This is a genomic window from Symmachiella dynata (genome assembly GCF_007747995.1).
Classification (GTDB): domain Bacteria; phylum Planctomycetota; class Planctomycetia; order Planctomycetales; family Planctomycetaceae; genus Symmachiella; species Symmachiella dynata.
On the sequence record NZ_CP036276.1, the window covers coordinates 59,392 to 71,691 of the forward strand.

Below are 12,300 nucleotides of genomic sequence, written 5' to 3' on the forward strand. Positions count from 1 at the left end.
GGTCGGTGCTTCTCCTGTCGGGTAGAATGACAGGAGAGGGCAATGACTTTCATGAACACTCCAAGGTGACTGATTTGATGGTGCGTGCAATCCGATTTTGCGGATGTCTGATCTTGTTCGTGGGCGCTGCGGTTTTCTATGGAATAGAACTGCAAGCCGAGGAGCCGAGCAAACCGACCGGCGCTAAACAGGATTCCACGGAGAAAGTCTCGTTTCGCCGTGAGATACTGCCGTTGCTCTCCGAGCGATGTTTTCTTTGTCATGGACCGGATGAAGGGACGCGCGAGGCGGAGTTGCGGTTGGATCTTGCGGAAGAAGCGACGCGGGATCGCGATGGGACTTTTGTGATCAAACCGGGAGACCCCGCCGCCAGTGAAATATTGGCCCGTCTGACGGCTGACGATGAAGCCTTGATCATGCCTCCGTCCGATTCGGGGCATGAGCCGTTGTCGAAATCACAAATCGAAAAAGTCCGCCGTTGGATTGCCGAAGGGGCCCAGTGGTCGCGGCATTGGGCCTTTGTTCCGCCGGAGCGGTCGGATGTTCCCACGGTAAAAAATTCCGCTTGGGTGCGCAATCCCATCGATGCATTCGTACTGCAGCGGTTGGAACAAGAACAGCTTGCTCCGACTGCCGAAGCCAAACGGGTGACATTGTTGCGGCGGTTGAGTCTGGATTTGATCGGGCTGCCGCCGACTGTCGATGAGATCGACGCGTTCTTAACAGACGAATCGCCGGCTGCGTATGAGCGGCAAGTCGAACGGTTGTTGGCCTCGCCGCACTATGGAGAGCGTTGGGGGCGGATCTGGTTGGATGCGGCGCGTTATGCCGATTCGGATGGATTCGAAAAAGACAAACCGCGCGAGGTGTGGTTCTATCGCGATTGGGTTATCAAAGCATTGAACCGTGATTTGCCTTACGACCAATTCATCATCGAGCAAATCGCAGGCGACCTGCTGCCGAACGCTACGCAAGATCAGATTGTGGCGACCGGTTTTCTGCGCAATTCGATGCTGAATGAAGAAGGGGGGATTGACCCCGAAGAATTTCGCATGCAAGCGATGTTCGACCGCATGGATACGGTTGGCAAATCTGTGTTGGGTCTGACGGTGCAGTGCGCGCAATGTCACAGCCACAAATATGATCCGTTTACCCATCACGATTACTACAACATGTTCGCGTTTTTGAACAACTGTCATGAAGCCCAACCGACGGTCTATACAGTTGCTCAACAACAGAAACGGGACGACATCTTTCGCCGGATTAACGAGATCGAAGAGCAACTCCGCGCGACTACTTCGGATTGGCGAGAGCGGATGGCGGCTTGGGAAGAACAGGTTCGGGGTGATCAACCACAGTGGACGATGCTGCCGATCGAGAACGCCGGCAACAATTCGCAGCGGTACTTACAGCAGCAGGATGGCTCGTTATTGGCGCAAGGTTATGCTCCGACGCGCTCGACGGGTCAGTTTTCGGTGACCACTGATCTCCCGAGCATCCGCTCGTTTCGATTGGAAGTGCTCAACGATCCGAACCTGCCGGCTGGTGGTCCTGGTCGCGCGATGAACGGGTTGCTGGCGCTGTCGGAATTCAAAGCTCAGGCGGTCAGCATCGATGATCCACAGCAGAAAACCGACATCAAATTTACGCGGGCGACTGCGGATTTCAGCAATGATCACCGGCAGCTTGGTCCGCCATATACCGATGGGAAAGATCCCAAGGCGGGTATTACTGGTCCTGTGGAATACGCGATCGATGGCGATCAGAAAACCGCCTGGGGAATCGATGCCGGGCCGGGACGCAGAAATCAGCCGCGCAAAGCGGTCTTCGTTGCCGAAAAAGACGTTGCTTTTCCGGGAGGGACCAAACTGGTCTTCAACTTGGCACAAAGTCATGGCGGTTCGAATAGCAACGACAATCAAACATTGAACCTGGGGCGGTTTCGTATTTCAGCAACCGATGTGGAAGCAGTCGCAGACCCACTCCCGGCTGCAGTGCGAGAAATTCTTGAGGTGCCGATGGAAGACCGCACCGAATCGCAAATGCGTACGGTGTTTCGTTATTGGCGGACTACGGTCGCTGACTGGAGCGCTGAGAACGAGCAGATCGAAACTCTCTGGAGCGAGCATCCCGAAGGGACGACGCAATTTGTGCTGCGGGAACGTGATACCGAACGTCCCACACATCTGTTGGACCGCGGCGATTTTCTCAAACCGAAAGATATCGCCGATCCAGCTGTGCCGGAATTTCTTAATCCGCTCTCCCAAGGCAAGCCGGTCAATCGACTGGCCTTTGCAAAATGGCTGGTGGATCCGCAGTCTCCCACGACGGCGCGCTCGATTGTGAATCGGGTCTGGCAAGCGTATTTCGGGACCGGTATTGTGGATACCCCCGAAGATTTGGGATCGACCGGGAGTCCGCCGTCGCATCCTGAGCTGTTGGATTGGTTGTCGGTGGAACTGGTGGAGCAGGGGTGGAGCCTGAAACATCTGCACCGTCAGATTGTGCTTTCCAATACCTATCGACAAGATTCTTCGGTCACAGCGGAACTACTGGCCCGCGATCCGGCGAATCGCCTGCTGGCTCGTGGCCCGCGTTTTCGTGTCGATGCTGAAGTCGTCCGCGATATTTTTCTTGCGGCAAGTGGACTGCTAGAAAAGAAAGTGGGTGGCCCGAGCGTCTTTCCGCCGGCGCCGGAATTTCTCTTTCGTCGTCCGGCCAGCTATGGCGATAAGACTTGGAATGTGGAAACCGGCCCGCAACGTTATCGCCGCGCGCTTTACACCTTTCGCTTTCGTTCCATTCCCTATCCCGCTTTACAAGCCTTCGACGCACCGAGCGGCGAGATCGCGACCGTGCGACGACCGCGATCCAATTCGCCACTTCAGGCACTCACAACGCTCAACGAACCGCTGTTTTTCGAATGTGCGGAAGGGTTGGCGCAACAAACGATTGCACACGGTGGCGAATCGGACCAGGACCGATTGGATTACGCGTTTCGCAGTTGCGTTTCCCGCAAACCAACACCGGAGGAATCCGCCACGCTGCTTGAATTTCTCGATGAGCAAACTCAGCGACTCCAGGACGGGTCACTCGATCCGAAACAGATTCTGGGGAATCAGCAGGGGGACACTTCCGAGCTGCCGGAAATTGTTGAACAGATTCAATTGGCTGCCTGGACAGTCGTGAGTCGCGTGCTGCTCAACCTTGACGAAACCATCACGAAAGAATGAATGATCCGATGCCCTCTTCATTAAATTCTGACAATCTGAACCAACGCCTGACTTCCCGTCGCTGGTTTTTACAGGAGTGTGGGATCGGACTGGGTGCCGTTGCGCTGGGGCAACTGCTGGATCAAAAGGCCGTTGCAGCCGATGCGCTCGCGCCCAAGCAGCCACATTTTCCAGGGCGGGCGAAGAACGTCATTCAATTGTTCATGGGGGGTGGCCCCAGTCATTTGGAGCTGTTTGATCATAAACCGGCGCTCGCCAAGTTCGATGGGCAACTTCCCCCGGCCGATCTGATTAAAGATTACCGCGCGGCCTTTATTAGCCCCAATTCCAAACTGTTAGGCCCCAAGTTTAAGTTTTCAAAACATGGGGAATGTGGGGCGGAACTCTCTGAACTGTTGCCGAATATGGCAGAGGTTGTGGATGAGATTGCCATCGTCAAATCGATGGTGACCGACGCGTTCAATCATGCGCCGGCGCAGATTATTATGAGCACCGGTTCGCAACAATTTGGCAAACCGAGCCTCGGAGCCTGGACGACGTATGGACTGGGATGTGAATCGCGCGACTTGCCGGCGTTTGTGGTTCTCAGCTCGGGAAATAAAGGTCCCAGCGGCGGGAACGCCAATTGGGGCAGCGGGTTTCTGCCGACCGTTTATCAAGGCGTATCGTTTCGCAGCACGGGTGAGCCAGTCTTGTATCTCTCCAACCCCGCCGGTGTCGATCAGCAACTGCAACGGGACTCGTTGGATGTCATCACGCAGCTCAACGAACGGAAACAACAAGAAGTCGGTGATCCGGAAATCGCCACGCGGATCAATTCCTTCGAGATGGCCTATCGCATGCAATCCAGTGCTCCGGAGTTGATGGACATGAGCAGCGAGCCGCAGCACATTCTGGAGATGTACGGTGCGGAACCGGGCGTGCCGTCATTTGCGATGAACTGTTTACTGGCGCGGCGGATGATTGAACGGGGCGTACGGTTTGTGGAAATGTTTCACGAATCATGGGACCAACACGGTGGATTGGTCAAAGGTCTCAAGCAAAACTGCGCCGACACCGAACAAGCCTCCGCCGCCCTGGTCAAAGATCTCAAACAACGCGGATTGTTGGATGAGACGTTGGTGATTTGGGGAGGCGAATTCGGACGCACGCCGATGGTTCAAGGCAGTACCGACGGCCGGGACCACCATCCCAATGCCTTTTCGATGTGGCTCGCCGGCGGCGGCGTCAAGGGGGGCGTGACGTTAGGGGCCAGCGACGATTTCGGCTTTAATGTGATTGAAGACCGCGTCCACGTTCACGATTTACACCGCACGATCCTGCATCTGCTGGGCTTCGATGGGAATCAGCTCACGTTTCCCTATCAGGGACTTGATCAACGCTTGGTCGGCGTCGAACCGACGCGTATCGTTAAAGAACTGTTGGCCTAATTGCGTGCCTGTCGGTGATTCGAGCATTTCTCTGTTGAAGTTGGGTTTTCGCTATTGGGGGCCGACTGCATTCTGGCCCATCCGTGCGCATGCGGAATGTTCCTGTTGTGTTCGGGAATGGAATCTCTGTATATTTCGGCTCGTCTGAAATATTCCTGTGAACGATTCGTCGTCCCCTACCCTAGGAACAAAATATGCCTCGTCGTTGCCGCCGTTCCATGTTTGCTGTTATTGCCGCTTCATCAGCATTTGTTGTGATGCTGGCCGCTCCCGTTGCCGATGCGTGCACGCGTGCGCTCTATTTTGGCAAGCAAGCCCAAACCGTGACCGGTCGCACCATGGACTGGAGTGAAGATATGCATTCCAACATGTGGATCTTTCCACGTGGATTGGATCGCGAGAGCGGACTGGAGCGAGGGGGGCTGAAATGGACCAGCAAGTATGGGAGCGTCGTGACTTCGGTCTACGAAGGCGCTTCGGCCGACGGGATGAATGAGAAAGGGCTTGTGGCCAACTTGCTGTACCTTGCCGAATCGGAGTACACCGACCCGGGTGACAAACGGCCCGCACTGGTCATTTCGTCCTGGGCTCAATATGTACTTGATAGCTTTGCCACTGTTGAGGAGGCAGTCGCTGACGCCCGCAAAGAAGCCTATCGCATGGTCACCGTCACTCTTCCCAACGGCAAAAAAGGGAATGTGCACCTCGCGATCTCCGATCGATCCGGCGACTCAGCGATTTTCGAATACCTGGACGGCAAACTGGTGATTCATCACGGCAAGCAGTATCAAGTCATGACCAACTCACCCTCCTACGATCAGCAACTGGCGCTGAACGCCTATTGGAAAGAAATCGGCGGAACCGTGATGCTCCCCGGGACCAACCGGGCTGCCGACCGTTTTGCGCGGGCGTCCTTCTACATTAACGCCTGCAAACAGTCCGCCAATCCTCGCGAGGCGGTAGCCAGTGTCTTTAGTGTGATGAACAATTGCAGTGTGCCGCTGGGGATTACCACGCCGAATCAACCCAACATCTCATCGACATTGTGGCGCACCGTGGCGGACCAGAAAAATCGGGTCTATTACTACCAAAGTACAATCAGCCCCAGCTTGCTGTGGGTGGATTTGGCCGATATCAACTTCGAATATGGGTCGGGCACCCGCAAGCTGTTGATGGATGGGAACCCGAACCTCGGCGGCAACCAAACGGCCAACTTCAAAGAGGCTGAGCCGTTTAAGTTCCTCGCACCGTAGGGACGTGCCCTGATTGTTGCGTTGTCGTTCGACTGGGTTTGTAGTCGTGAATTCGCTGGTTTGCTTTGAGCGATCGGTTGAAAACGGGTGCCACTGGCGGCTTGTCCGCCAGTGCAAACCGTGTGACCGGCTAATAGACTGCCGAGCAAGCCAGCTGTGGCACCCGACCTCTTGGATGTGGTTTGGTTTTACAGCGCGCTCTGTGTCCGACCGATTGCCGGTCTGCCATACCTGGGGCCAAATCGTGAAGCCGGTTCGTTGCTCTAGCGTCCTTACCAGTTGGACGCGCACGTCGGGCGTGGTTATTCTCAGCGAGTCCCTGTGTGAACTCCAAGGAGAACAACCATGCATTCTGTTTGCCTGTTGATTGCCGCTCTGAGCATCGGCTTGGAGCGGCCCGATGTTGAATATCAGGTGTTTCAGTTTCCAGCGAATCAGATTCCGCGGATTGATGGCGACGCCGACGATTGGTCGATCGTTCCCGAGTCGTACACGATTGGTACGAAAGAACTGCGGGAGACGGTGATTGGCCTGGGCGACAAGCACGATCCGGACAATCTTGATGTGCAGGTCAATGTTGGCTGGGTGAAAGGGCTGAATCGGCTCTACTTTCTGTATGAAGCCCAGGACAATTATTGGGACTTTGCCCGAGGGGATTTGCACAACGATATATTCGAGATCGTCGTCGACGGTGATTTGTCGGGCGGACCGTTGATTCGTCAGATGCATCCCAATCCCAAGCTCCGCGACAAATTGGACACGCATTTTCAGTTTCACGGTGTGCATGCGCAAAATTACCACATCTTCACGCCCGCCGAGGGGAAGGACTGGGCCATGGTTTGGGGCGCGCAGCCCTGGATCAAGGACTTGCCCTACGCCAACGCAGCTTGCAAGTACAACTTCAAGCATGGCGAGAGCGGGAAACTTGTGCTGGAATTTTTCGTAACGCCCTTTGACTACGCTCCCCCGAACCCCGCCCGGTCCGTGCCGTCGAAACTTGTGGAAGATAAAAAAATTGGCCTCTCTTGGGCGGTGCTGGATTACGACGACGAACAGGCCGAGCGCTATTCCGGTTTTTGGAACCTGTCGCACAAGACGACCATGTACGGGAATGCTTCGGACTTGGTCGCGTTTCGATTGATGCCGTTAGAAAAGCGATTTCGCAAGCCGGTCGAAGCGGATTGGTCATTTCAGGTGATCAACCGCGTGAATCGAGATGTGGCCTTTCGCGATCGTTCGTATGGCGACATCACATCATGGCGGTGGGAGTTTGGTGACGGGACCTCCTCGACCGAGCGCCACCCAACCCACCATTACAAAAAGCCGGGCGAATTCATCGTGACGCTGCACGTTGAGGGGCCGAAAGGCAAGGCGAAGCTCGCAAAAATCTGGGACGTGACGCTGCCGTAGCAGGCGCGAATTGAGTGCGAGTCATCACAATACCGCGCTGCAATTGCCTTTCCGCGTCCCGGGAGGGCGAAGCTCCTGCTGAGCCGCATCGGGCAATTAGCGTGGTAAAAGGTGTAGCTTTCCATAGATGAGGCAAAGCCGAAGGGTTCAGCGCGGCTCGACAGGAGTCTCGTCCTCCCTGTTTTGAGATGGCACCCCGCACTGCGCTACAAAGAGTTTATGTGTTGGGAGAAGTGTAATTGAAATAATTGGTACAGGCTGAACTTTCGTCAGGATATGTCTCGAAAACCTGCGGGAATGTTTCTATTGGCCGTCGCAACGAACCACGATCCACCGACTAAGTAAACGCTACCCTGCAAATGCGTGGGCTGTTTATTTGCGAATTCTTTGTCAAGGACGACAAAATGTTGCGAGTCGTGCGACCATCTCGTTCCACAGTTGCCGTTGGTTGTGGTCTGTTCCTTCTGCTTGCGCTCACTGCGACCCAGGAGGCATCCGCGCAAGGTTTTGGGCCGCGCATCGGTATTCATGGGCAGACGCGGCAGAATGGTGTCGATGACAATTATTCCGACCTGCGCGCCTTCATTCCATTTGGCGACGAAGAACGGTTGTTCTTCTTTGACACGCGACTCTTAGCCGACGAAAACTCCGATCTCGGCTACAATCTCGGGGGAGGTCTGCGCGGCTACCTCGAAGGCGCCGATGCTGTCTGGGGACTCAACGTCTTCACCGACCAGCGTCAGACTCCTTATGCAACTTACCGCCAGATGGGCTTTGGCTGGGAGTTGTTTTTTGATGAGCTGCAATTTCGCAACAACTTTTACATGCCCATCAGTCACGATCGTACGGTCCTCTCGACGTATTCGACCGGGATCGTTGGTGGTGGGTCACCGATGTTGCGGTTCCAGGATTACTTTTTGCTGTACGGCGGCACGTACGGGCAAGAGTCTGAGATCGAGCAATCGTTGCGTGGCTTCGACTTCGAGGTCGGGGGACCCTTAACGGACGACCGGATCAATTGGGGTGTGCTCAGCGGGTATGTCGGCGGCTACTACTACGATAACCCGAGCCTGCAAGACGCGCCCGGCATCACCGGACGGTTGAACGCCAATTTCTCCAACAGCATCGACGTGAACCTAGGGATTCAACACGACCGCTTTTTCAAAACGCAGGTCGTGTTCGGCATGACGATCTATTCCGATTTGTTCAAACGAGATCGGCCCATGTATCGCGATGTGGTTCGCGATCGTATGGATGATCCAGTTTATCGGAAATCGGTGATTACCGTCGCGCGGGGGACGATCGACGCAGGTCCCATCGATTTAGAAGAGCGTCTGAAAAACCCCGATGGGACCGACTTGCGGATTGTGCACGTCAACAGCGCCGCGGCGGATGGCGGAGACGGTACGTATGAGGAACCGCTCAATGATGTGAGTGGCGTGGAGCCGGTTTCGAAAGTCAACGACATTGTTTACTTGTACTCCGATAGCACTTTTGACGGCCAAGGGACGTTGCGACTGCGGGATCGCCAACGTTTGTTGGGCGAAGGTGGGGGCGCGGTTTATGAAATCGATACGTTGCAATTGGGCTTTGTGACGCTGCCGGCGGGCAATGGTTCGGGCGGAGCGATTCCGATCTTCCAGAATTCGATGGGACCCTCGGTCGCGTTGGCCAGCAACACGTGGGCGACGAACTTTACGATCAACGATCCGCAGTCTGGGGCGGCCATCATTGGAAACCATGCCGCAAACGCGTTGGTCGATAACGTAACGATCACTACAACAGGGGACAGCGTCGAAGGGATTTATCTGACCGGTAACTCATCGGTGACGGCGGGCGAGAATACGAACATCACCTCCTTGGGAGCCAGAGCCTATGGGGCTTACGTGCAAGATTCGTCTTCGTTGATCTTCAATAGCAGCAACAATATCAAGACGGCTGGACTGGAAGCCTATGGTGTGTATGCGGTCGATTCATCGTCGGTGACGATTGGTAATAAAAGTAACATTGAAACTTTGGGCGCCGAAGTTCACGGTATTTTTGCGGATGACAATTCCTGGGTGACCCTCGACGGTGGCAGCACGGTTTCCACCGCGGGGCTTGATGCGCACGGTATCTATGCCGAAAACTCCTCCCGGGTGTCCGTCGATGGCCAAAGTCGGATCTCAACCCTGGGAGTGTTTGCACACGGTATCGAAACGGTAGGGTCCTCGACAGCTACAGTCGACAACGCCAGCCGGATCACCACCTACGGCGGCTTTACGCACGGTGTCCGTGCAGCAGACTCGTCTAAGGTGACCATCGACAACGGTAGCGAAATCATCACCAAAGGGGGCGAAGCCTACGGGATCCTGGCCGAGGATTCCTCCAAGGTGGTGGTCGACCATGAGAGTACGATCGAAACAGCAGGGGCTGATTCACAGGGGGTTTATGCGGACAACTCCTCAACGGTCCGCATCGACAACGGCAGTCGCGTGACGACCGCTGGAATCTTGTCAGACGGTCTCCAGGCGATGGCTTCCTCCCAAGTAATTGTCGACAACAATAGTCGCATCAACACATTGGGAGCCGATGCTGTGGGCATCTGGTTGGATGATTCCTCGAAGGCCACTGTTGATAACGGTAGCGAGATCAACACATTGGGTCTCGATGCCTACGGTGTTTATGCAACCGACTCGTCGGAGTTGATCGTTGATAACGACAGCCAAATCAACACGGCTGGCATCGGGGCGTATGGTGTCTTTTTGGAAGATGGCTCGTCGGCCAAAATCGATCACATGAGTGTTGTCACCACCACGGGCGTGAGTGCTTACGGCGTGATCGCGGAAGATACGTCCTCGGTGACGGTCGACAATGACAGCCGTGTCATTACCCGTGGACTGAGCGCGCACGGTATCTATGCGGACAATTCTTCGGAGATCAAGATCGATAATGGGAGTCGAGTGACCACCAATGCCGGATTGGCTGACGGTATCCATGCGGTGAGTTCCTCCACACTCCTTGTGGACAATAATAGTCGTATCAAGTCCAAGGGAGTCGATTCGCTCGGTATCTTCCTGGATGACTCGTCGGGTGCCGTGATCGACAACGATAGTGAAGTGACGACCGTGGGACTACGGGGACTCGGCATTTTTGGGGACGACACGTCTTGGGCGATTGTTGACAACGGTAGTTTGGTCACCACCGCGGGGATTGATGCTCATGGTGTTGTGATGACGGATACCTCGGCGTTGACCGTCGACAATAGCAGTCGGGTGGAGACCGGCGGCGGGGGAGCGTTTGGCGTCTATTTGCAAGATTCCTCAACCGCCATCATCGACCGCATGAGCCGAATCAACACGTTGGGAGCCGCCGCTTATGGCGTCGTTGCTGAAAACTCTTCGGAATTGACGGTTGACCGCAGCAGTCGCGTGAACACGGCTGGGCTGGGTTCGCACGGCATTATTGCCGCCGACACTTCGGTGGTGACAGTTGACCGCAGCAGTCGCATTAATACGTTGGGGATTGGTTCTTATGGAATCAGCGCGATCGACAACACAACAGTCACCGTGGACAATGCCAGTGAAATTAACACGTTGGGATTAGATGCAGTGGGCATTTTTGCAGAGGATTCCTCGTGGGTCTTGGTTGATAATAACAGTATCATCACGACCTTGGGGATCGACGCGCATGGCCTCTATGGAATTGAAGGTTCGACGTTGATCGTCGACAATGAAAGCCGCGTGAATACCTCTGGCGGCGGTGCCTTTGGTGTCTTTTTACAGAACACCTCGACCGGCACAATTGACAATGAGAGTCGTGTCACCACTAATGGGGCGATTGCCTACGGCGTCGTCGCCGATGACACGTCCGAAGTCACAATCGACAATGGAAGTCGAATCACAACAAACGGGTTGGATTCACATGGTGTCGTTGCTAACGATACCTCGGTGGTACTCGTCGACAACGGAAGTGAGGTTAACACTCTCGGGGGCGGTGCCTATGGCATCGGTGCCTTCGACGACTCCACGGTCACGGTCGACCGTGCGAGCGAAATCAACACCGAAGGAGTGAGCGCCTATGGAGCCGTAGCGGCAAGCGGATCGACGTTGACGATCGATAACCTCAGCTCTGTCACCACCGACGGGTTAACTGCACATGGCGTTTTCGGATACAACACCGCTTGGGTGACGATCGACAACGGCAGTGTGATTACGACCAACGGAATCTCCGCACGTGGTGTTTCGGCGTCGGACGGCTCTACGCTGGTTGTTGACAATGCGAGCAGCATTACGACAAATGCCGACTCGGCATTGGGTGTCTATTTGAACGGGACAGCCGCGGGGACGATCGACACATTGAGCAGCGTGACGACGCACGGTGTGTTCGCCACCGGCATCGCGGCAGGAGGTTCGTCGACGTTGACGATCGACAACGCCAGTCTTATTACGACCACCGCCGCCGACGCAGTGGGGATCTTTACCGAGGACAGCGCCTGGGTGATGGTGGACAATGGCAGTCGTGTCACCACCAGTGGACTCCGCGCTCACGGTATTTATAGCGAGGATGACTCGACGCCCTTTGTTGATAACGGAAGTCAGATCTTGACCCATGGTGTATCCGCAACGGGCATCGAGATCGTGGATTCCTCCGAATTGACCGTTGGCAATGCAAGCACGATTACGACCAATGGGATTTCTTCGATTGGAATTTACGCACAGGAATCCACAACGGCGACGGTGGACGGATCGACCATTACGTCTTTACTGTCCAACGAGATCTATGCGGAACGCATACTTGCCGGGGGCGGCAGCCTGACTTTGCAGGTCACCAACAACGTGCTTGATGGAGGAAGTGGAACGGTATCGCTATTCCAAGCTCTGGGTGGATCGATCATCGTGGATGGTTTCGCCGACAAGGCCAGTTTCGCCGCATCCAACGGTATACCGACCGGCAATGTCACCGACATCGGCAACATTGTATTTGTTCCCTAAC

Annotated in this window: 5 protein-coding genes; all 5 read left to right on the top strand. The window is 55.2% G+C overall.

Features of this window, described 5'->3' with window-relative positions:
- Positions 1 to 77 precede the first annotated feature (77 nt).
- The 5 genes from Mal52_RS00215 (at position 78) to Mal52_RS00235 (ending at position 12,299) form a co-directional block, all read left to right on the top strand.
- The gene (locus Mal52_RS00215; protein ID WP_145373614.1) at positions 78 to 3,233 is read left to right on the top strand and encodes a PSD1 and planctomycete cytochrome C domain-containing protein; all 3,156 of its coding nucleotides are present in this window, start codon (positions 78 to 80) and stop codon (positions 3,231 to 3,233) included.
- A gap of 8 nt (positions 3,234 to 3,241) precedes the next feature.
- Positions 3,242 to 4,663: a DUF1501 domain-containing protein gene (locus tag Mal52_RS00220; RefSeq protein ID WP_197534567.1), complete on the top strand. Its 1,422-nt coding sequence runs from the start codon at positions 3,242 to 3,244 to the stop codon at positions 4,661 to 4,663.
- A 194-nt stretch (positions 4,664 to 4,857) separates the two neighbouring features.
- A complete protein-coding gene (locus Mal52_RS00225) occupies positions 4,858 to 5,916 on the top strand; it encodes a linear amide C-N hydrolase (protein ID WP_145373616.1) in 1,059 nt (352 codons plus the stop codon).
- Positions 5,917 to 6,261: 345 nt separating this feature from the next.
- Positions 6,262 to 7,326 carry a PKD domain-containing protein gene (locus tag Mal52_RS00230; protein WP_145373617.1) on the top strand — a complete coding sequence of 355 codons (1,065 nt, stop codon included), beginning with the start codon at positions 6,262 to 6,264 and terminating at the stop codon, positions 7,324 to 7,326.
- Positions 7,327 to 7,730: 404 nt separating this feature from the next.
- The gene (locus tag Mal52_RS00235; protein WP_197534568.1) at positions 7,731 to 12,299 is read left to right on the top strand and encodes an inverse autotransporter beta domain-containing protein; all 4,569 of its coding nucleotides are present in this window, start codon (positions 7,731 to 7,733) and stop codon (positions 12,297 to 12,299) included.
- Position 12,300: the final 1 nt, after the last annotated feature.

Bases quoted from the DNA above. Each gene is read 5' to 3' on its own strand.
- Mal52_RS00215 (WP_145373614.1), top strand. From the start codon at position 78: ATGGTGCGTGCAATCCGATTTTGCGGATGTCTGATCTTGTTCGTGGGC.
- Mal52_RS00220 (WP_197534567.1), top strand. From the start codon at position 3,242: ATGCCCTCTTCATTAAATTCTGACAATCTGAACCAACGCCTGACTTCC.
- Mal52_RS00225 (WP_145373616.1), top strand. From the start codon at position 4,858: ATGCCTCGTCGTTGCCGCCGTTCCATGTTTGCTGTTATTGCCGCTTCA.
- Mal52_RS00230 (WP_145373617.1), top strand. From the start codon at position 6,262: ATGCATTCTGTTTGCCTGTTGATTGCCGCTCTGAGCATCGGCTTGGAG.
- Mal52_RS00235 (WP_197534568.1), top strand. From the start codon at position 7,731: ATGTTGCGAGTCGTGCGACCATCTCGTTCCACAGTTGCCGTTGGTTGT.